This window comes from Citrobacter sp. RHBSTW-00944 (genome assembly GCF_013615435.1).
GTDB classification, from domain to species: Bacteria; Pseudomonadota; Gammaproteobacteria; order Enterobacterales; family Enterobacteriaceae; genus Citrobacter; species Citrobacter braakii.
The window spans coordinates 4190118-4210658 of the sequence record NZ_CP055418.1; the positions used below are offsets into that span (position 1 = coordinate 4190118).

At 54.5% G+C, this 20541-nt stretch carries 21 protein-coding genes, 1 tRNA gene and 4 pseudogenes; 14 read left to right on the top strand and 12 right to left on the bottom strand.

Features of this window, described 5'->3' with window-relative positions; all coding sequences use genetic code 11:
• Positions 1-9: 9 nt before the first annotated feature.
• Positions 10-2145 carry an ornithine decarboxylase gene (locus HV334_RS20300; protein ID WP_181220835.1) on the bottom strand — a complete coding sequence of 712 codons (2136 nt, stop codon included), beginning with the start codon at positions 2143-2145 and terminating at the stop codon, positions 10-12.
• 468 nt (positions 2146-2613) lie between these two features.
• On the opposite strand from HV334_RS20300, the gene HV334_RS20305 reads away from it, so the two are divergent.
• The 4 genes and pseudogenes from HV334_RS20305 to HV334_RS25385 form a co-directional block, all read left to right on the top strand.
• On the top strand, positions 2614-3321 hold the full coding sequence (locus HV334_RS20305; RefSeq protein WP_016157451.1) for a DUF554 domain-containing protein: 708 nt from the start codon (positions 2614-2616) through the stop codon (positions 3319-3321).
• 105 nt (positions 3322-3426) lie between these two features.
• Positions 3427-3502, top strand: a tRNA-Phe gene (locus HV334_RS20310).
• Positions 3503-3698: 196 nt separating this feature from the next.
• Entirely contained in the window at positions 3699-4964 is a 1266-nt protein-coding gene (locus HV334_RS20315) for an integrase arm-type DNA-binding domain-containing protein (protein WP_032170149.1), read from the top strand.
• Positions 4965-5010: 46 nt separating this feature from the next.
• Positions 5011-5226, top strand: a pseudogene (locus HV334_RS25385) (tetratricopeptide repeat protein); the annotation flags it as partial.
• Between the two features lie 238 nt (positions 5227-5464).
• On the opposite strand, the pseudogene HV334_RS20320 reads toward HV334_RS25385, so the two are convergent.
• A pseudogene (locus HV334_RS20320) lies at positions 5465-6367 on the bottom strand (IS5-like element IS5 family transposase); the annotation flags it as partial.
• Positions 6368-6420: 53 nt separating this feature from the next.
• Here HV334_RS20320 and tnpA point away from each other — a divergent pair.
• The 3 genes and pseudogenes from tnpA (at position 6421) to HV334_RS20335 (ending at position 8908) form a co-directional block, all read left to right on the top strand.
• Complete coding sequence (gene tnpA, locus HV334_RS20325; protein ID WP_159121481.1) at positions 6421-6987, top strand: IS66-like element accessory protein TnpA; 567 nt, start codon at positions 6421-6423, stop codon at positions 6985-6987.
• The gene (tnpB, locus tag HV334_RS20330; RefSeq protein WP_038633649.1) at positions 6984-7331 is read left to right on the top strand and encodes an IS66 family insertion sequence element accessory protein TnpB; all 348 of its coding nucleotides are present in this window, start codon (positions 6984-6986) and stop codon (positions 7329-7331) included. The genes tnpA and tnpB overlap by 4 nt, the downstream gene beginning before the upstream one ends.
• Positions 7332-7350: 19 nt before the next feature.
• A pseudogene (locus HV334_RS20335) lies at positions 7351-8908 on the top strand (IS66 family transposase).
• 47 nt (positions 8909-8955) lie between these two features.
• On the opposite strand, the pseudogene HV334_RS20340 reads toward HV334_RS20335, so the two are convergent.
• Positions 8956-9303, bottom strand: a pseudogene (locus tag HV334_RS20340) (IS6 family transposase); the annotation flags it as partial.
• 125 nt (positions 9304-9428) lie between these two features.
• A complete protein-coding gene (locus HV334_RS20345) occupies positions 9429-11087 on the bottom strand; it encodes an FAD-dependent oxidoreductase (protein ID WP_094168989.1) in 1659 nt (552 codons plus the stop codon).
• A gap of 160 nt (positions 11088-11247) precedes the next feature.
• Between HV334_RS20345 and HV334_RS20350 the strand changes: the two genes are divergently transcribed.
• Positions 11248-11598 carry a metalloregulator ArsR/SmtB family transcription factor gene (locus HV334_RS20350; protein ID WP_174501487.1) on the top strand — a complete coding sequence of 117 codons (351 nt, stop codon included), beginning with the start codon at positions 11248-11250 and terminating at the stop codon, positions 11596-11598.
• A 300-nt stretch (positions 11599-11898) separates the two neighbouring features.
• On the opposite strand, the gene HV334_RS20355 is transcribed toward HV334_RS20350, so the two are convergent.
• The 7 genes from HV334_RS20355 to merR form a co-directional block, all read right to left on the bottom strand.
• Positions 11899-12375 carry a Dps family protein gene (locus tag HV334_RS20355; protein ID WP_000043177.1) on the bottom strand — a complete coding sequence of 159 codons (477 nt, stop codon included), beginning with the start codon at positions 12373-12375 and terminating at the stop codon, positions 11899-11901.
• Between the two features lie 114 nt (positions 12376-12489).
• Positions 12490-12750, bottom strand: a complete 261-nt coding sequence (locus HV334_RS25390; protein ID WP_017901299.1) for a hotdog domain-containing protein — start codon at positions 12748-12750, stop codon at positions 12490-12492.
• A 337-nt stretch (positions 12751-13087) separates the two neighbouring features.
• Positions 13088-13549 (bottom strand): NifB/NifX family molybdenum-iron cluster-binding protein, encoded by a 462-nt coding sequence (locus HV334_RS20365; protein ID WP_000626969.1) that lies wholly within the window; start codon positions 13547-13549, stop codon positions 13088-13090.
• Positions 13524-13844, bottom strand: coding sequence for a DUF134 domain-containing protein (locus HV334_RS20370; protein WP_001137910.1), 321 nt, complete (start codon positions 13842-13844; stop codon positions 13524-13526). The genes HV334_RS20365 and HV334_RS20370 overlap by 26 nt, the downstream gene beginning before the upstream one ends.
• A gap of 215 nt (positions 13845-14059) precedes the next feature.
• Positions 14060-15457 (bottom strand): DUF4158 domain-containing protein, encoded by a 1398-nt coding sequence (locus tag HV334_RS20375; protein WP_174501489.1) that lies wholly within the window; start codon positions 15455-15457, stop codon positions 14060-14062.
• Positions 15458-15459: 2 nt separating this feature from the next.
• Positions 15460-16017, bottom strand: a complete 558-nt coding sequence (locus HV334_RS20380) for a recombinase family protein (protein ID WP_001162010.1) — start codon at positions 16015-16017, stop codon at positions 15460-15462.
• 200 nt (positions 16018-16217) lie between these two features.
• The gene (gene merR / locus HV334_RS20385) at positions 16218-16652 is read right to left on the bottom strand and encodes an Hg(II)-responsive transcriptional regulator (protein ID WP_036991831.1); all 435 of its coding nucleotides are present in this window, start codon (positions 16650-16652) and stop codon (positions 16218-16220) included.
• Between the two features lie 71 nt (positions 16653-16723).
• Between merR and merT the strand changes: the two genes are divergently transcribed.
• Genes merT through merE form a run of 6 tightly spaced genes read left to right on the top strand, consistent with a single transcriptional unit; the run spans position 16724 to position 19871 of the window.
• Entirely contained in the window at positions 16724-17074 is a 351-nt protein-coding gene (gene merT / locus HV334_RS20390; RefSeq protein WP_001294667.1) for a mercuric ion transporter MerT, read from the top strand.
• Positions 17075-17089: 15 nt separating this feature from the next.
• Entirely contained in the window at positions 17090-17365 is a 276-nt protein-coding gene (gene merP, locus HV334_RS20395) for a mercury resistance system periplasmic binding protein MerP (protein WP_000735441.1), read from the top strand.
• 2 nt (positions 17366-17367) lie between these two features.
• A complete protein-coding gene (merF, locus tag HV334_RS20400; RefSeq protein ID WP_000654684.1) occupies positions 17368-17613 on the top strand; it encodes a mercury resistance system transport protein MerF in 246 nt (81 codons plus the stop codon).
• Positions 17610-19256, top strand: coding sequence for a mercury(II) reductase (merA, locus tag HV334_RS20405; protein ID WP_023628935.1), 1647 nt, complete (start codon positions 17610-17612; stop codon positions 19254-19256). The genes merF and merA overlap by 4 nt, the downstream gene beginning before the upstream one ends.
• A 16-nt stretch (positions 19257-19272) precedes the next feature.
• Positions 19273-19638, top strand: a complete 366-nt coding sequence (gene merD, locus HV334_RS20410) for a mercury resistance co-regulator MerD (protein ID WP_003465059.1) — start codon at positions 19273-19275, stop codon at positions 19636-19638.
• Positions 19635-19871, top strand: a complete 237-nt coding sequence (merE, locus tag HV334_RS20415; protein WP_063255707.1) for a broad-spectrum mercury transporter MerE — start codon at positions 19635-19637, stop codon at positions 19869-19871. The genes merD and merE overlap by 4 nt, the downstream gene beginning before the upstream one ends.
• Positions 19872-19923: 52 nt before the next feature.
• On the opposite strand, the gene HV334_RS20420 is transcribed toward merE, so the two are convergent.
• Positions 19924-20538 (bottom strand): recombinase family protein, encoded by a 615-nt coding sequence (locus HV334_RS20420; RefSeq protein ID WP_000904941.1) that lies wholly within the window; start codon positions 20536-20538, stop codon positions 19924-19926.
• Positions 20539-20541 lie beyond the last annotated feature (3 nt).

A 20541-nucleotide genomic window follows, 5' to 3' on the forward strand; every position in this document is an offset into this window, starting at 1 on the left:
AGATGACGCTTACTTCAGAACATATCCATACAGACGTTTAATGCCGTCTGCATCCGTTTCACTGTAAACCCCTTGCAGCTCCGGCGAGAAGCCCGGCAGCAGGTTTATGCCCTCTTCCAATGCCAGGAAGTAACGTTGCACCGCCCCGCCCCATACTTCGCCCGGTACCACGCACAGTACGCCCGGAGGATAAGGCAGCGCGCCTTCTGCCGCAATGCGACCAGCGGCATCACAAATACGCACCAGTTCAACATCACCGCGGATAAAGGCGCTGTTAGCATCCTGTGGGTTCATCGCCACGGCAGGCAAACTCTCCTGACGGAACATCGCTTTTTGCAGATCTTTCACATCAAAGCTGACGTACAGTGAGTGCATCTCCTGACACAGTTCACGCAGCGTGTAATCCCGGTAACGTACCGGATACTTGTTGAAGATGGTGGGCAGCACGTTTGCCAGCGGCGTATCGTCTTCAATATGCTGCTCAAACTGCGCCAGCATCGCGACCAGTTGCGCCAGTTTCTCAGCGCTTTCTGCCGGGGTCAGCAGGAACAGAATCGAGTTAAGGTCGCATTTCTCCGGCACGATACCGTTTTCACGCAGATAATGCGCCAAAATCGTCGCCGGAATACCAAACTCAGTATATTGCCCGGTTTGCGCATCAATGCCCGGAGTGGTTAACAGCAGTTTGCAGGGATCGACAAAATACTGGTCGCGTGCATATCCAGAAAAACCATGCCATTTAGCACCAGGTTCAAAGCTAAAGAAGCGACGCTCGCTGGCAATCACCTGTGTCGGATAGCTTTCCCACGGTTTGCCATCCACTACCGGAGGAATAAACGGTTGAAGCAGCTTACAGCGGGTAATAATCGCTTTGCGGGCCTCGATCCCCAGCGTCACACATTCCTCCCATAGCCGACGGCCGCTCTCGCCTTCATGGATTTTGGCGTTAACGTCCAGCGCCGCAAACAACGGGTAAAACGGGCTGGTGGAAGCATGCAGCATAAACGCATTGTTCAGACGCTTATGCGGGCAGAAGCGCGCCTGGCCGCGAATATGGTTATCCTTTTTATGGATCTGCGAGGTTTGCGAGAATCCGGCCTGCTGTTTGTGTACCGACTGAGTGACAAAGATCCCCGGATCGTTAGCATTGAGCTCTAGCAGCAGCGGCGACCCATCGGCCATCATCGGGATAAATTGCTCGTAACCGACCCATGCGGAATCAAACAGGATGTAATCGCACAGGTGACCGATCTTGTCGATCACCTGCCGGGCGTTGTAGATCGTACCGTCATAGGTACCCAACTGAATGATCGCCAGACGGAACGGGCGCGGTTGATCAGCCTTTTGCGGCGCAACTTCTCGAAGTTGCTGGCGCAGATACTCCTCATCAAAGCAGTGCTCATCAATGCCGCCAATAAAGCCAAACGGATTACGCGCCGCTTCCAGATAAACCGGCGTAGCACCCGCCTGGATCAGTGCCCCGTGGTGGTTCGATTTATGATTATTGCGGTCAAACAGCACCAGATCGCCGCGCGTCAGCAGCGCATTGGTGACCACTTTATTGGCCGCAGAGGTCCCATTCAGCACAAAGTAGGTTTTATCCGCGTGGAAAACTTTCGCAGCAAATTTCTGCGCATGTTTCGCTGATCCTTCATGAATCAACAGATCGCCAAGCTTAACGTCAGCATTGCACATATCCGCGCGAAACAGATTCTCACCAAAGAACTCATAGAAATGTCGGCCCGCAGGATGCTTCTTAAAAAACTCACCGTGTTGGTGTCCCGGGCAGGCAAACGTGCTGTTCCCCATTTCGACATACTGGGTAAGCGTGTCATAGAACGGCGGCAGCAGCTCTTCCTCATACTGACAGGCAGCAGATTCCAGCTCCAGCCAGTCCTGAGCCTGACCGCGAATTACCGCATTAACGCCCGCAGGCACATCAACATCAGACTCTGCGAACAGAAACACAGGTAGATGAAAACCGGTGCGTTTCAGCAAAGCCAGGCTCCCACTGCGGCTGTCCGCAACGGTAATGACGACTGCCGCAACGTCAGTAAAATCAGTACTGTCCAGCGACACCACCTGACGATGGCTGGACAGACGAGAAACCAGTTCACTACTGGCGGCAATTTTCATTGATTTCATAAGCGCAATAACCCGTTTCGGGAAAATCAAAAGTCCCGGACAACGCCGCATGGCTTTGCCCACGAAATGACAGGTCAAACTGGTTACCAGCCCCGACCGCCAGACATCAGTAAAAGCAGATAGCCTCTGATTTTACTGTTATCCTGCAGTGAGCGTGCGCTGCCCTCACCGCATGGTGGGAGCGTAAAGATAAGTCGCGGGAAGGGGCAAACGTCGCGCAAAAAGGCGATGTTGAAGGCGATGTAGGGGGAGTAATATCATCCCAGGCAGCCCCATTCAGACAGAAGAAAATTCGCGCAATCATGGCACCTTTCACTTACAGGCGCAAGATAAAATCCTGTGCGAAAACCTTACAGATAAGCAAGCATTTCGTCTGAAAGTTGCGGCATAATAATGCAATCTGAAACATAATTTCACCCAGCTAATTGCCTTTAGTATCAAGACGATGATGGGTATGCAGGAGCAAATGTGGTAATCGGACCCTTTATTAATGCCAGCGCCATTTTATTTGGTGGCATTCTCGGCGCGCTGCTCAGCCAGCATATACCAGAACGTATTCGGGTCTCCATGACCTCTATTTTCGGGCTGGCCTCGTTAGGGATTGGTATCTTGCTGGTTATCAAATGCGCCAATCTACCGGTAATGGTTCTGGCAACGCTCGTCGGCGCATTAATTGGCGAGTTCTGTCATCTGGAAAAAGGGATCAATGCCGCGGTAGCCAAAGCGCAGCAGCTTTTCACCCGCTCGGACGCCAATGTTACGCACGAATCCTTTATTCAAAGCTATGTGGCTATCATTGTGCTGTTTTGCGCCAGCGGTACCGGGATCTTCGGTGCGATACATGAAGGGATGACAGGCGACCCGAATATTTTAATCGCCAAGTCATTTTTGGATTTCTTCACGGCCATCATTTTTGCCTGCTCATTAGGAATCGCGGTATCCGCCATTTGCATGCCGATGCTGGCAATCCAGTTAACGCTTGCCACCTGTGCAGCACTGATTTTACCCCTGACGACGCCAGCTATGATGGCCGATTTCAGCGCCGTAGGCGGGCTATTGCTGCTGGCAACCGGTTTGCGTATTTGCGGCATCAAGATGTTTGCGGTTGTGAATATGCTTCCTGCCCTGCTGCTGGCAATGCCGCTTTCCGCCGCCTGGACGGCATTTTTTGGCTGAGAATGCGTGCATTAGCAGCAATGTGGTGATAGATTGTGCAGTCTGCATTGATTTGAAGAAATTTCGTTGACGAAGCGAAGCGAATCGGGTTTAATGCGCCTCGTTGCCCGGATAGCTCAGTCGGTAGAGCAGGGGATTGAAAATCCCCGTGTCCTTGGTTCGATTCCGAGTCCGGGCACCAAATTCATATCAACGGACCTCCACGGAGGTCCGTTTTTGCATTCTAAGCCCGCCAAAACCAACATTCCTACAATCCCTTAACTCCACCCAACTCAATCAACTTCAACCCGCATCAAGTCCCTTGCGAGGGTACAACTGAGGGTATAGTCTGATTCGATAAAATTTATACCCCTTTTTACTATCAGGAGATACCGCCAATGGCGCTCACTGACGCTAAAATCCGTGCCGCTAAACCGGATGAAAAACCTTATAAACTTGCCGACAGCGGCAACATGTTCTTGCTCGTTCACCCTAACGGCTCTCGCTACTGGCGGCTCCGCTATCGGTTTCTGGGCAAAGAGAAAACGCTCGCTCTGGGGGTCTATCCTGAAGTCTCGTTATCAGAAGCAAGGGAAAAACGCGATACGGCGAGAAAGCTGATAGCTGAGGGAACTGACCCATGCGAACAGAAAAGGATCAAAAAGTCGGTACCCGAAACAGCTCAGACATTTGAAGGCATCGCAAGACAGTGGCATAAGAGCAACAAAAAATGGTCAGCCTCACACAATGAGAGGATACTGAAAAGCCTCGAAACTCATGTTTTCCCCTTTATTGGTTCACGTGACATTACCACCCTCAGGACTCCCGATTTACTTGTTCCCGTTAAAGCAGCCGAAGCAAAGGAGATATATGAAATCGCAGCGCGCCTTCAGCAGCGTATCACTGCAATCATGCGCTATGCTGCCCAGTCAGGCATTATCACCTATAACCCTGCCTTGGATATGGCTGGCGCGTTAACCACAGTGAAACGCCAGCACCGCCCTGCCCTCGCCTTAAATCGCATTTCAGAGCTTCTTGAACGACTGGATGCCTACAGAGGACAACCTCTCACCCGGCAGGCAACTAAACTCACCCTGCTTATCTTCATCCGTTCCAGCGAACTACGCTTTGCCAGGTGGTCTGAGATCGACTTCAAGAAAGCCATGTGGACCATTCCTCCTGAGCGGAAACCTATTGAAGGGGTCAAGTATTCCCATCGTGGCTCAAAAATGCGAACAGAGCATCTTGTGCCACTATCTACTCAGGCGGTGAATATACTGAAGCAGATCCACACTATCAGCGGAGAACATGAACTGATTTTCACCGGCGATCACAATCCATGGAAACCCATGAGTGAGAACACTGTAAATAACGCACTGCGTCTGATGGGCTATGATACAAAGGTCGATGTCTGTGGTCACGGCTTCCGGGCAATGGCCTGTAGTTCGTTGATTGAGTCAGGTCTTTGGTCCAGAGATGCGGTCGAACGTCAGATGAGCCATATGGAACGTAACACAGTGCGGGCTGCGTATATCCATAAAGCGGAACATCTGGATGAGCGAAAGCTGATGTTGCAGTGGTGGGCTGATTTTCTGGATGCTAACAGGGAACAGAGTGTCAGCCCTTTTGACTATGCAAAAATTAATAATCCTTTGAGAAGGTGACAGAACTCCATACACACACATGCTCTTCCCTCACAGGGGAAGAGCACTCATTGATAAAATACTGGCGTACAACCCCGAAGATAATCAGGGAGCACGCTGATTGATAGGACCGGAATTGTTACGCTCATGGCGACCATGAGGGGCAGTCCATGTACTGATGGTGCATGTAGTTGAATTTTCACCTTACTGGTATGAACTTAGTCTTCTGTATTTTCTGAATGGAGAATACATTAAAGGTGCGATAGCTTTTCGCCACGGTTTTACCACAAAATCTTAGGAAGGTGCGAATAAGCGGGGAAATTCTTCTCGGCTGACTCAGTCATTTCATTTCTTCATGTTTGAGCCGATTTTTTCTCCCGTAAATGCCTTGAATCAGCCTATTTAGACCGTTTCTTCGCCATTTAAGGCGTTATCCCCAGTTTTTAGTGAGATCTCTCCCACTGACGTATCATTTGGTCCGCCCGAAACAGGTTGGCCAGCGTGAATAACATCGCCAGTTAATTATCGTTTTTCAGCAACCCCTTGTATCTGGCTTTCACGAAGCCGAACTGTCGCTTGATGATGCGAAATGGGTGCTCCACCTTGGCCCGGATGCTGGCTTTCATGTATTCGATGTTGATGGCCGTTTTGTTCTTGCGTGGATGCTGTTTCAAGGTTCTTACCTTGCCGGGGCGCTCGGCGATCAGCCAGTCCACATCCACCTCGGCCAGCTCCTCGCGCTGTGGCGCCCCTTGGTAGCCGGCATCGGCTGAGACAAATTGCTCCTCTCCATGCAGCAGATTACCCAGCTGATTGAGGTCATGCTCGTTGGCCGCGGTGGTGACTAGGCTGTGGGTCAGGCCACTCTTGGCATCGACACCAATGTGGGCCTTCATGCCAAAGTGCCACTGATTGCCTTTCTTGGTCTGATGCATCTCCGGATCGCGTTGCTGCTCTTTGTTCTTGGTCGAGCTGGGTGCCTCAATGATGGTGGCATCGACCAAGGTGCCTTGAGTCATCATGACGCCTGCTTCGGCCAGCCAGCGATTGATGGTCTTGAACAATTGGCGGGCCAGTTGATGCTGCTCCAGCAGGTGGCGGAAATTCATGATGGTGGTGCGGTCCGGCAAGGCGCTATCCAGGGATAACCGGGCAAACAGACGCATGGAGGCGATTTCGTACAGAGCATCTTCCATCGCGCCATCGCTCAGGTTGTACCAATGCTGCATGCAGTGAATGCGTAGCATGGTTTCCAGCGGATAAGGTCGCCGGCCATTACCAGCCTTGGGGTAAAACGGCTCGATGACTTCCACCATGTTTTGCCATGGCAGAATCTGCTCCATGCGGGACAAGAAAATCTCTTTTCTGGTCTGACGGCGCTTACTGCTGAATTCACTGTCGGCGAAGGTAAGTTGATGACTCATAATGAACCCTGTTCCATGGCTCCAGATGACAAACATGATCTCATATCAGGGACTTGTTCGCACCTTCCTTAAGGAAACAGATAAGTAAACAAATCAACATTCCCAGAACCACCCTGCAGAGTCTGTTCCGGCGCTTTGCCCGTTCAGGTCTGAACTGGCCCGTTCCCGAACATATATCACCTGAGCAACTTGAACAGCTTCTCTACCCCGGGAAAAGCCAACAATACGAACCGGTTCCCACCAGAGAAATACCCGAAAAACGCCGGCGACCTAATTTCTCCACGGAGTTCAAACTCCACCTTGTGGAGCTGTCGATGCAACCTGATACCAACGTGGCTCGTCTTGCCCGTGAACACGGTATTAATGACAACCTGCTGTTTAACTGGCGTCACCAGTATAAACAGGGAAAACTGAATCGCAGGGATAACCTGCCTGTCAAACTGCTACCGGTAAGTATCGCGCCTCCCCCAGTCGTTCCAGCCCCTCTGACGGCACCATCGCCTGCTGATGTACCCTGTTGCGAAGTAGAGCTACCAGGTGGAACGATAAAACTACACGGAACTATGACACCGGCTCTGCTGCGAGTATTACTTGGCGAGTTGAAAGGGGAGCTCCGATGATAACTCTGCCGACTGGTACCAGAATCTGGATCATCGCTGGCGTCACCGACATGCGCTGTGGCTTCAATGGCCTGGCCTCAAAGGTCCAGAACACGCTGAAAGATGATCCCTTCTCCGGGCATATCTTCGTTTTCCGTGGCCGCAGCGGCAAAATGGTAAAAATCCTGTGGGCAGACCGTGACGGGTTATGCCTGTTCGCCAAGCGTCTTGAGCGGGGACGCTTCGTCTGGCCGGTGACCCGGGAAGGGAAAGTTCATCTGACGCCTGCACAGTTGTCCATGCTGCTGGAAGGTATCGCATGGCAACATCCAAAACGGACGGAACAGCCTGGTATACGGATATAACCCGTGATAAAACAGGTGGATGAACAGTGAACTCCCGGATGACATCGAGCAACTGAAGGCCCTGCTGGTCGCGCAGCAGGCAGTTATCGTTCGTCTGTCCGGTGAAATAACCGGCTACGCCTGCGAAATCGACTCGCTCAGGGCACTGGTCGCTAAACTGCAGAGAATGCTGTTCGGCCGCAGCAGCGAGAAAAACCGGGAGAAAATAGAAAAGAAGATCGCGCAGGCTGAAAAGCGGATAACCGAGCTTCAGAACAGGCTTGGCGAAGCGCAGTCGCAACTCACCTCAATGGCCGGAGATGCAGTACCAAAAACATCAGACTCTCCCACCCGCAAAGCGCTTCCGGCAACACTCCCCCGTGACAGGCAGGTTATCGCCCCGGCAGAAACCGAATGCCCTGTCTGCAGTGGCAAACTGAAACCGCTGGGAGAGAGCATCTCTGAACAACTGGATATCATCAACACCGCCTTCAGGGTAATCGAAACGGTTCGTCCGAAGCTGGCCTGCAGCCGGTGCGACTGTATCGTGCAGGCACCGCTGCCGCCGAAACCCATCGAATGCAGCTACGCCAGCCCGGGGCTGCTGGCCCGTATCATTATGGCGAAGTTCGCTGAACACTTACCACTGTACCGCCAGGCTGAAATCTACGCGCCGGCAGGGCGTGGAGCTGAGCCGCAATACGATGGGGCGCTGGGTGGATATCATGGGAGAGCAACTTCGCCCGCTGTACGATGAAATGAACCACTATGTGCTGATGTCGGGTAAAGTGCATGCAGACGACACGCCGGTGAATGTCCTGGAGCCCGGACAGGGTAAAACCCGTACCGGGCGGCTGTGGGTCTATGTTCGTGACGATCGCAACGCCGGCTCAACCATGCCGGCAGCAGTATGGTTCTCATACTCATCCGACCGCAAAGGTATCCACCCGCAGCGACATCTGGCGGACTACAGCGGTATCCTGCAGGCCGATGCGTACGCGGGTTATAACGCCCTCTATGAAAGTGGGCGAGTAACCGAAGCGGCCTGTATGGCGCATGCCCGGCGCAAGATCCACGATGTACATGTCCGCCATCCAACGACAGTAACAACAGAAGTGCTCAGTCGTATCGGGGCGCTGTATGCTATCGAGTCGGAAATCCGTGGCAGTCCGGCAGAAGAGCGACTGGCGGTCAGAAAAGCCAGAAGCGTTCCGTTGATGCAATCGCTGTACGACTGGATACAACAGCAGATGAACACGCTGTCGCGACACTCAGATACCGCGAAGGCACTCGCTTATATGCTGAAGCAGTGGGATGCTCTGAATGAGTATTGCCGCAATGGCTGGGTGGAGATCGACAATAACCTGTGTGAAAACTCCCTCCGGGTGGTTGCGCTGGGGTGCCGTAACTACATGTTCTTCGGCTCTGATGGTGGTGGTGACAGTGCGGCAGTGATGTACAGCCTGATCGGTAGCTGCAAACTTAACGGCATCGAGCCGGAAACCTGGCTGCATCATGTGATCAGCGTCATCAACACCTGGCCTGCCAATCGCGTAAAAGAACTGCTGCCCTGGAACGTCACCCTCTCTGTAAACTAATTTTTACCCTACGTCCTTCACGGTGCGCTTACGCTCACTTAACGCTTACGAATGGCCTTGCGAAAGAAGCGTAAGGTAGCCGCAGCGTCGCGTCTGGCGGTCAACAGGAAGTCGACGGTCTGCCCCGCGGTATCAACCTCCTGGTACAGATATTTCCACTGGCCTTTGATTTTGATGTAAGTTTCGTCCATCCGCCACCGCCGACCTACATTACGCTTATACTGGCGGAACGTTTTATTCAACAACGGTGCCAGGCGCATAACCCAGCGATGAAGAGTGGAATGGTCAACGATAACGCCGTGCTCCGTCATCATATCTTCGAGATTGCGCAGGCTGAGGGCGTAAGTCAGATACCAGCGAACACATTGAGCAATAACATCAATGGGATAGTGCAGGCGTTTAAAACGCTTTTCATATCAGAGACATGGGCAGGTAACATTATAAAAAAACAGTATGTTACCCGACGATGTCTTAATGCGACAGAACCAGATGAGGTGCCATGTGTATGGCACCTCATCTCTTATTTGCTCATTGACTCCATAACCGCCTGCCAGGTTATAAAGCCACCACTCAGATTATATGTCCGGAAGCCGTGAGCCTGCAGAATACGGTATGCCACATGCCCGCGCAGACCACTCTGACAACCGATAAAAATCTCTTTATCTACAGGCAATTTTTCAAGATTCTCCCGCAGAGAATCCAGAGGGATGGATAGCGCGTCAGGATATTCGCCAAATTGTTTCAGTTCTTCAGGAGAACGAATATCAACTAAACAATACCTGTCCGGTTCCCGTTGCAAAACATCGCTGACATGACATATGGCCGTATCTCCCCTGATGACATTTGCCGCCACCATACCGGCCTGGTTAACAACGTCCCTTGCACTGTTAAAAGGCGGGGCATAAGTCAGCTCAAGATGCTCGAGATCGTTGACGGTAAGTCCCGCGCGCTGCGCGACAGACAGAACATCGATGCGTTTATCAACCCCTTTTTTCCCTGACGCCTGGGCCCCCAGAATTTTACCGGTATCGGGGCTGAACAGCAGTTTCAGACTGATCATCGTAGCCCCTGGGTAGTAACCGGCATGATCAGCAGCATGGACGTAAACCTTCTCGTATCGGGTACCATGGGCTTTCAGTTGCTTTTCATTCGCACCGACGCTGCCAATACTAAGCGAAAATACCTTACAAATGGATGTCCCCTGACTGCCATGGTAAAGGCTGTGGTGATCAAGCATGTTATCAGCAGCAATGCGTCCCTGGCGGTTGGCGGGCCCAGCCAGAGGAATATTAGCGGGTTCCTGAAAGACCAGGTCAGGTGTTTCAACTGCATCCCCCACGGCGTAGATGTCAGGAATACTGGTCTGCATACAGGCATTGACGCTTATACCTCCCCGTTTACCCACTTCGAGCCCGGCTACTGTGGCAAGGCTGTTCTCAGGTTTTACCCCGATGGCGAGAATAACCATGTCGGTCTGCACAAAGCCACCGTCAGACAGTGCAACGCGGAATCCCGTTTCTGTCCGCAGCACCTCGGTGAGTGCCGTTCTGAGACGCAGATCCACGCCATGATTCCGGATTTCCTGATGCAGGGCTGATGCCATTTCAGGATCAACCGGAGCCATAACCTGTTCTCCCATCTCCAGCAGGGTAACACGGATCCCCCGTTCGCTCAGAGCCTCCATCACTTCAAGTCCGATGAATCCCCCCCCGACAAGCGTGGTGTGAGCGACGTTATGTTGCTCAATCCACGCCAGGATAGCATCCATGTCAGTAAGATTTCGGAGCGTAAAGACGCCCTCTTGCTGTAGCCCGGGCAAAGGAGGGACAACCGGCGCGGCTCCGGTACTGAGGAGCAGACGATCCCATACTTCGGTATGGATCTCACCTGAGGTCAAATTTTTAACTGTCACTGTTTTATTAACCGGATCCACTGACGTCACTTCATGGCAGGTACGGACGTCTATGTTAAAGCGGGATTTAAAATCCTCCGGAGTCTTAAGAATAAGCGACTGCCGTAACGGAATTTTTCCGCCTATATGATAAGGCAATCCACAGTTGGCGAAAGAGACATCGCTTCCCCGTTCAAACACAACAATACTGACATCTTCTGACAACCGGCGAGCTCTGGCTGCAGCGGACGCACCGCCGGCAACACCACCAACAATCACTATTTTCATTACATCCTCTCTGTTCACTCGGGGCAAAATGTCTGCCAGATATAATTAGTTACCCAGGCCAGCTGGACGCTGCAGACCTGGCGAACACGGTGGCAAAATTATGGCACCATCAGTATACTAAATAACATTATATAAAAATACATAATGTGAGAAACCAGCAATGCCCATGAATGAAGACACAAAACGTCAGACCGATATGAAAAATGCAGCCCTGGGGGCAGCAGATGTCTTACGGGGACTGGCTAACAGCGACCGGTTGCTGTTGATGTGCCAGTTAAGCCAGGGGGAAGCGAATGTGGCCGGGCTGGAAGCTGCAGTCGGTATCACTCAGCCGACCCTGTCTCAGCAACTGGGTGTAATGCGCCGCCTGAAGCTTGTCGAGACCCGACGGGCAGGTAAAATGGTATATTACCGTATTGAGGATAACCGTATCATGACGTTGTTAAATACCTTGTATGATCTCTACTGCCCGCAGGCAGGCACCGGTAAAGGAAGCCATAACAACGAATAATGTGATCCTGCTTTCCACGCAAACCGTTTTATCATTGCAGCATTAACCCTGTCAGGTTGTGAAGAGCCTGGCCGGAATCTGCGATATTATAACGGGAAAGCGACAGTGGTCCGGATATACCCATCGGTAATGCCTGTCCGGACTGTATTTATCGCTCACGCGTTCACTGTTTAACTTATTGATTTATCGGTTTTTATACTATTACGGTCAGAAAAACAGCCACAGCAGCACGGATGGTACTGCACTGACAGCAATGGCCTGTGGCTGACAAACCGTTTTTTCTGCTGCCACGTGGTGACATTATTCAAGCAGGCTACGCAACATCCAGGCAGTTTTCTCATGTAACTGGATACGTTGTGTAAGCAGATCTGCTGTGGCTTCATCATTCGCATTATTAACGAGCGGGAACAGGGAGCGTGCAGTTTTAACCACGGTCTCCTGGCCCTGGACAAGATTTTCAATCATGTTTTTTGCTGCCGGAATATCCTTATCTTCATTAACCGCTGTTAAACGTGAAAATTCATGATATGTGCCGGGCGCGAAGCATCCGAGCGAGCGTATACGTTCAGCGATATCATCAACGGCAGTGGCCAGCTCATTGTATTGATTTTCAAACATTAAATGTAAGCTGTTAAACATGGGGCCAGTTACATTCCAGTGATAGTAATGTGTTTTTATATACAGGGTATAGGTGTCAGCAAGAAGCCGGGACAGGCCGTCTGCAATCTCCACCCGGGATGATTCAGCAATACCAATATCAATGATTTGTTTACTCATAACTACCTCTTACACGGTTTCAGTGGAATATACGATATGCGATTATTCTTTCCGGTCTGAGCAAAACACGCCTCAAATTTTTATAATAACCAGGTACACCTGTCGTCTGTCACACTAGCGATGCGCCAGAGCAATATCCTGCGACGGAACAATGAATTTCGCCGTGGCACGTGCCACTGTCTGCTGTCCTTTTGTCAGCCATGCTTCAAGCAGGTAAATCCCCCTGCGTTGCCCAAGCAGTCTGGCACATACCATCAGTTTGTCTCCGGTACAAACGGGTGAAATGAATCTTACCGTCAGTTCAGCCGTCAGGGCTTGCACACCCTGCATGAACAAACAATGAGTCATTGCTGCATCCAGCAGGGTACTCGTCATTCCGCCATGTAAAAGACCCGTATACCCCTGATGCCTGTGATTGGCCTTGTAGTCCGCACATACAGAGCCATCCGGGTGCTCTGAAAACATTAAGTTCACCGTATCAGGGTTGTTGTCGCGGGAACTACAGACCATACAACAGGTATGGGCCTTTCTGGCATCAAGATAACAATTCATCTGTTTCTGCTCAGCGTCCGGTTGTACTGATGGGAGGCATCCGGAATTCAGTCAGCTGAGGGGCTCCCCCGGCATCATTACTGCCTCCTCCACACATTCCGGCTCCTGGTTTATACACAATACGGGTCTGATAAAAATCACCGCCCGTGATGAAATAAACTCATGAATGGCAACAGCGCCCGTTTCCGTGATGATGCTGACGCCCACCCTGGCACGCATTTTCTGCTGTGTTCCCGTCAGAGTGACAGCATTTTTTCCCTTTCGCCTCATGATGAAAGGACTGGCGTCCCTGCTCCGGCTTATTCAGTTCAGTCAGAACACGGGTATCCGGATCACACAGTTCAGTGAACAAACGACGACCACAGTCAGTCTGGTACACCGCGATCTGATGCCCCAGTAATTTACCCAGCATCCGTTCCCCGATGTTACGGACCACAACGCGGCTGACTTGCTGTTGAACCAGCAGGTCAACCAGCTTCCGTTTACCTGAACAATCTGCGCCCAGCGCGGGATTTTCTGTCCGGCTGAGCTCCACACCGCGCTCATCCACCAGGACAAGGTGACTCGCTTTGGTAAAATGATTTGCTACCCGGTCGTCATTCACTGGAATGGCTGTGATCATCTTGTGTAACTCCTTCCCTTTCAGAGTGCATTATTAAGGCCTTGCCCTGAGTGAGACAGTCCACAACCTTAAAACGGGCTGCTTTCAGGACATTGGCCAGTGTCTGCCTTGAAACCCCCATTGCAACAGCCGCTTCCTGCTGTTGCATGCCCAGTAAATCGACCAGCCGTAACGCTTCAAACTCATCTTCTTTTAAATGAACATGTTCAAGCTGGCTCATCGGTCGCGCATTGGGCTTAAAACAGGTATCCGCAGGGCGGCCACAGATGTTACGGGGAATTCTGGGTCTTGGCATGAAGGCTCCTTATTGGCATATGCTATATATACACTCATAAACTGGCATATGCAATATACTCTGCTCACCGGTGGAGAATTTTTTGCTTTACCCTGGAGTCTGTAAGTGGGCAGCAGGTCATGAGAGATGAAGAGAAAGAAAACAGATACTGTATGAGACTCAATTTAAAGTGCTGCCATAAGGGGGTCGTCTCAGAAAACGGAAAATAAAGCACGCTAAGCCGGTGGCAGCGGTCGCAATGGCCTGAACTTCCCCGCACCGACCTTGGCACTGCTGCGCCATAGGTAATCGCCGGTCAGGTTGATATGCTCCCACCCCAGCGGGGACAGATATTGCAGCAACGTGTCGTCCAGCGCCTTGCCGTGGGCACGCAAAGCACTGGTGGCACGCTCCAGATAGACCGTGTTCCACAACACGATGGCCGCCGTCACCAGATTGAGGCCGCTGGCCCGGTAGCGCTGCTGCTCAAAACTGCGGTCGCGGATTTCACCCAATCGGTAGAAGAAGACCGCCCTGGCCAGCGCGTTGCGCGCCTCGCCCTTATTCAGCCCCGCATGGACGCGGCGGCGCAGCTCCACGCTTTGCAGCCAATCCAGAATGAACAGCGTGCGCTCGATGCGCCCATACATCCGCACCTTGTCGTTGATCGCCTTGCCGGAAGCCTGGAACTGCTGTTGATGCTTGTTCTTGGCCGCATTGAACAGCTTGCCGATGATACGGTCGTGAAGGTCGATGATTTCATCAGTGACGGTGGCCATGCCCTCGATGGCCAGTGCTACCAAGGTGGCGTAACGCCGCTGCGACTCGAACTTGGCCAGGTCGGCGGGCGTCATCTGGCCGCCTTCGCGGGCGATCTTGAGCAAGCGGTTTTGGTGTACCTGCCGTTCGATGCCAGCAGGTAGGTCAAGCGCCTGCCAGGCTTTGAGGCGTTCGATGTGTTCAAGCATGTGGCGCGAGTTCGGCTTGGCGGGCGATTGGCGCAGCCACGCTAGCCACGTCATTTTGCTACCATCCTTGCGCTTGAGCAGTTCGTCCAGGCGCTGGCGATGGACAGGTATCAAGGAATCGGCCAATGCCGCATGGATGCTTCGGTTGGCACGGGTAATGGCCTCGGCGCTTGCGCGCTCGATGGCATTCATGGCGGGTAGGATGATGCTCTGCCGCCGCAGGTTTTCAACAAGGGTGCTGGCCAGCACAATGCCTTTGTCTGTTTGCAAGGCCAGTTCGGTCAATGTATGCACGGCTTGCCGGTAATGACTCATGGTGAAGGGCTTGAATCCAAACACCGTTTGCAGCTCGACCAAGTGCTCCCGCCGTGTCTGCTCGCGCTGGCCGTAATGGTTCCAGCTTTCCACCGGCACCTTGAGTTGTGCGGCCACCATGCGCAGCAGGGGCAGAAATGGAGGATCATCGACGCCCAAGAAGATGCCAGGGAATCGCAAGTAGCAAAGCTGCACGGCGAAGCCCAATCGATTCGCGGCGCCGCGACGCTGACGGATCACCGACAGGTCGGTTTCGTTGAACGTGTAGTGCCGTATCAGTTCGTCTTTGGCATCTGGCAGTGTCAGCAGACTTTCGCGCTCGGTGGCGGACAGGATTGAGCGGCGTGGCATGGTCAGTCTTCCCGCAGGTACTGGTACAAGGTTTCGCGGCTGATGCCGAAGTCACGGGCCACCAAGGTTTTCTGGTCGCCTGCCGCAACTCGCCGTTTCAACTCGGCAATTTGTTCGCTGTTCAGCGATTTCTTTCGTCCCCGGTAGGCCCCGCGCTGCTTAGCCAGCACGATTCCCTCGCGCTGACGTTCGCGGATCAGAGCGCGCTCGAACTCAGCAAAGGCTCCCATGACCGACAGCATCAGATTGGCCATCGGTGAGTCCTCGCCGGTGAACGTTAGCCCTTCTTTGACGAACTCCATGCGCACGCCCCGTTGTGTCAGCCCTTGGACGATGCGGCGCAGGTCATCAAGGTTGCGTGCCAACCTGTCCATGCTATGCACCACCACGGTGTCGCCCTCGCGGACGAAGGCCAGCAGCCTTTCAAGTTCGGGACGTTGTGTGTCCTTGCCTGAAGCCTTATCGGTGAATACCTTGCCGACTTCTATTTGTTCCAGTTGTCGATCAGGATTCTGGTCGAAGCTGCTGACGCGAACGTAGCCGATACGTTGACCTTGCAAGATGCCTCCAAAGGTAAAAATGTCAGGATGAAATCTATTACCCTTGGCTGAATGTGTCAATAAATATAAATTAATACCCTACTCTGACGTTGTTTGTGCTCAACTGTCATTTTCAGAAGGTGACTGCACGGAATATCAAGAGTCGGCTGCACAGTCTTTTCTGATCTGTGGTCGTCTCAGAAAACGGAAAATAAAGCACGCTAAGCTGTGGAAGCCCCTGCCAAGCTCGTTCCACCTTGCAACGACGCAATCAGCGGACACGAAACATTCCCCTGCCGCGAATGGCAGGCGCACACCAGGTCAGACAGCACAGCCTCCATGCGCGCCAGGTCAGCCATCCTCTCGCGCACGTCCTTGAGCTTGTGCTCGGCCAGGCTGCTGGCTTCCTCGCAATGGGTGCCATCCTCCAGCCGCAGCAGCTCGGCGATCTCATCCAGGCTGAAGCCCAACCGCTGGGCTGATTTCACGAAGCGCACCCGCGTTACATCCGTCTCGCCATAGCGGCGAATGCTGCCGTAAGGCTTGTCCGGTTCCGGGAGCAAGCCCTTGCGCTGATAGAACCGGATGGTCTCCACATTGACCCCGGCCGTCCTGGCGAAAACGCCAATGGTCAGGTTCTCCAAATTGTTTTCCATATCGCTTGACTCCGTACATAACTACGGAAGTAAGCTTAAGCTATCCAATTCAGATTCGAAAGGACAAACGTATGTCTGAACCTCAAAACGGGCGCGGCGCGCTCTTCACTGGCGGGCTGGCCGCCATCCTCGCCTCGGCTTGCTGCCTCGGGCCGCTGGTTCTGATCGCCTTGGGGTTCAGCGGCGCTTGGATCGGCAACTTGACGGTGTTGGAACCCTATCGCCCCATCTTTATCGGCGTGGCGCTGGTGGCGTTGTTCTTCGCCTGGCGGCGCATCTACCGGCCGTCAGCCGCCTGCAAACCGGGTGAGGTTTGCGCGATTCCCCAAGTGCGAGCTACTTACAAGCTCATTTTCTGGGGCGTGGCCGTGCTGGTTTTGGTCGCGCTCGGATTTCCCTACGTCGTGCCATTTTTCTATTGATCACAGGAGTTCACCATGAAAAAGCTGCTTTCCGCCCTTGCCCTCGCTGCCGTTGTTGCCCCCGTGTGGGCCGCCACCCAGACCGTTACGCTGTCCGTACCGGGCATGACCTGCTCGGCCTGTCCGATCACTGTCAAGAAGGCGATTTCCAAGGTCGATGGCGTCAGTAAAGTTGACGTGACCTTCGAGACGCGCGAAGCGGTGGTCACCTTCGATGATGCCAAGACCAGCGTGCAGAAACTGACCAAGGCTACCGAGGATGCGGGCTACCCATCATCAGTCAAGAACTGATCATGAAAGACCCGAAGACACTGCTGCGGGTCAGCATCATTGGCACAACCCTCGTGGCGCTGTGTTGCTTCACCCCTGTTCTGGTCATTTTGCTCGGTGTGGTCGGCTTGTCCGCGCTGACCGGCTATCTGGACTATGTGCTGCTGCCTGCGCTGGCGATTTTCATCGGCTTGACCATCTACGCCATCCAACGAAAACGCCAAGCCGATGCCTGCTGCACCCCGAAATTCAATGGAGTAAAAAAATGACCGAAATCACCGTGAATGGCATGACCTGCACATCCTGCGCCACCCATGTCAAAGATGCTTTGGAAAAGATTCCCGGCGTGAATGCCGCTGTGGTGTCCTATCCAGAAAGCCGCGCGCAAGTCATGGCAGACACCGCCGTGAGCCACAACCAACTGCTGGCCGCCATCGCCGCATTGGGTTATCAAGGCTCGATCCGGGTTGGTGATTTCAAAGATGAACCAAAAATCCGTGATGCACTTGAGGGCGCCGGTTTGCATATCGCCATCATTGGCAGCGGCGGGGCCGCGATGGCGGCGGCGCTGAAGGCCGTCGAGCAAGGCGCGACGGTCACGCTGATCGAACGCGGCACCATCGGCGGCACCTGCGTCAATATCGGCTGTGTACCGTCCAAGATCATGATCCGCGCTGCCCATATTGCCCATCTGCGCCGGGAAAGTCCGTTCGACGGCGGTATTGCGGCAACTGTGCCTGCGATTGACCGCAGCAAACTGCTGGCCCAGCAGCAGGCCCGTGTCGATGAACTGCGGCACGCCAAATACGAAGGCATCCTGGACGGCAATCCAGCCATCACCGTTTTGCACGGTGAAGCGCGTTTCAAGGACGACCAGAGCCTGGTCGTCCGTTTGAACGAGGGTGGCGAGCGCGAGGTAACGTTCGACCGCTGCCTGGTCGCCACCGGTGCCAGTCCGGCCGTGCCGCCGATTCCGGGCCTGAAAGAGTCACCCTACTGGACTTCCACCGAAGCGCTTGTCAGCGACACCATTCCCGCACGCCTGGCCGTGATCGGTTCGTCGGTGGTGGCGTTGGAACTGGCGCAAGCCTTTGCCCGGCTCGGCAGCCAGGTCACGATCCTGGCACGCGGCACCTTGTTCTTCCGGGAAGACCCGGCCATCGGCGAGGCCGTGACAGCCGCTTTCCGCGCCGAGGGCATCGAGGTGCTGGAGCACACGCAAGCCAGCCAGGTCGCCCATGTGAACGGCGAATTCGTGCTGACCACCGGACACGGTGAATTGCGCGCTGACAAGTTGCTGGTTGCCACCGGTCGGGCACCGAATACGCGCAGCCTCGCGCTGGACGCGGCGGGGGTCACTGTCAATGCGCAAGGGGCCATCGTTATCGACCAAGGCATGCGCACGAGCAACCCGAACATCTACGCGGCCGGCGACTGCACCGACCAGCCGCAGTTCGTCTACGTGGCAGCGGCCGCCGGCACCCGTGCCGCGATCAACATGACCGGCGGCGACGCAGCCCTCAATCTGACCGCGATGCCGGCAGTGGTGTTCACCGACCCGCAAGTCGCCACCGTGGGCTACAGCGAGGCGGAAGCGCACCACGATGGCATCGAGACCGACAGTCGCACGCTGACACTCGACAACGTTCCGCGAGCGCTTGCCAACTTCGACACACGCGGCTTCATCAAGCTGGTCATCGAGGAAGGTAGCGGACGGCTCATCGGCGTGCAGGCGGTGGCCCCGGAAGCGGGCGAACTGATCCAGACGGCGGTGCTCGCCATCCGCAACCGCATGACGGTGCAGGAACTGGCCGACCAGTTGTTCCCCTACCTGACAATGGTCGAGGGGTTGAAGCTTGCGGCGCAGACCTTCAACAAGGACGTGAAGCAGCTTTCCTGCTGCGCTGGATAAAAAAAGGAGGTTTTCAATGAGCGCCTACACCGTGTCCCGGCTGGCCCTTGATGCCGGGGTGAGCGTGCATATCGTGCGCGACTACCTGCTGCGCGGATTGCTGCGTCCGGTGGCGTGCACCCCGGGCGGCTATGGCCTGTTCGATGATGCCGCCTTGCAACGGCTGTGCTTCGTGCGGGCGGCCTTCGAGGCGGGCATCGGCCTGGACGCGCTGGCGCGGCTGTGCCGGGCGCTGGATGCTGCGGACGGCGATGAAGCGGCCGCGCAGCTTGCCGTTCTGCGCCAGTTCGTCGAGCGTCGGCGCGAAGCGTTGGCCGATCTGGAGGTGCAGTTGGCCACCATGCCGACCGAGCCGGCACAGCACGCGGAGAGTCTGCCATGAACAGCCCCGAGCGCTTGCCGTCCGAGATGCACAAACCGATCACCGGCTACCTGTGGGGCGCGCTGGCCGTGCTCACCTGTCCCTGCCATTTGCCGATTCTCGCCATTGTGCTGGCCGGCACGACGGCCGGCGCGTTCATCGGAGAGTACTGGGGTATCGCAGCCCTCACGCTGACCGGTTTGTTCGTCCTGTCTGTGACACGACTGCTGCGGGCCTTCAAAGATCGATCATGAGCGCTTCCCATTGAGACAAACCACGCTGTCGCTACGTTGCCTCATGCCGGCATCAAATTCGGCTGAGTAGCTTCTCGCCATCTGGACGTAGCTCACCCTTGGGTGAAACATGCCGATACAGGGTCTGCCGCGTGACGCCAAGTTCCTGGCACAGGTCGCCGACCTTGGTCTCTGGCTGACCCATTGCCGCCATCGCCAGCCGCAGCTTGGCGGCGGTCATCTTGAACGGCCGGCCGCCTTTCCGCCCGCGCGCGCGGGCCGAGGCTAGGCCGGCAATCGTGCGCTCCGCGATCAACTCGCGCTCGAACTCGGCCAGGGCGGCGAAGATGCCAAAGACCAGCTTGCCGGCGGCGGTCGTGGTGTCGATGGCCGCGCCGTGCCCGGTTAATACCTTCAAGCCGATGCCGCGCCCAGTCAGGTCGTGCACGGTGTTGATGAGATGTCGCAGGTCGCGTCCGAGCCGATCCAGTTTCCACACGACCAGTGTGTCGCCAGTTCGCAACGCCTTCAGGCAGCTCGTCAAGCCGGGCCGATCCTCGCGCATGCCGGATGCCTGGTCCTCGTAAAGATGTACTGGATCGACCCCGGCGGCAATCAGCGCGTCGCGCTGCAAATCGGTAGCCTGGGAGCCGTCCGCCTTCGATACCCGCATGTAGCCTATCAGCATGTC